The organism is Mesorhizobium sp. GbtcB19 (assembly GCF_019091085.1).
In the GTDB taxonomy this organism is placed as follows: domain Bacteria; phylum Pseudomonadota; class Alphaproteobacteria; order Rhizobiales; family Rhizobiaceae; genus Mesorhizobium.
Genome location: NZ_JAGXJY010000681.1, coordinates 1 through 228, shown reverse-complemented (window position 1 = coordinate 228; position 228 = coordinate 1). Strand labels below are relative to the sequence as shown.

The 228-nt window shown below is 58.8% G+C and carries 1 protein-coding gene; it reads right to left on the bottom strand.

The window, feature by feature from the left end:
- Positions 1–203: LuxR C-terminal-related transcriptional regulator (locus tag KVT37_RS33405; RefSeq protein ID WP_217579138.1), on the bottom strand; the 203-nt coding region annotated here is incomplete at its 3' end.
- Positions 204–228: the final 25 nt, after the last annotated feature.

Sequence of the window (228 nt, the reverse complement as noted above, 5' to 3'; positions counted from 1 at the left end):
CGTTGAGTGATGCCAAGGAACTGGCCGATCTCCCAGGCCGTCTTGCCGCGGGCCGCCCATTGCAGGCACTGCATTTCCCTGTCGGACAGACGAACGCCAACCAAGGTTTTGTCGCTCGCCAGCCTCTGTCGCGACTGGATGTGAAAGAAGATGGCTATCAGCTGCAGCACGCGTTCGTAGTGCTCGATGACGCGAAAGAACAATGGCCGCCTTTCATCGGAGGCGAAT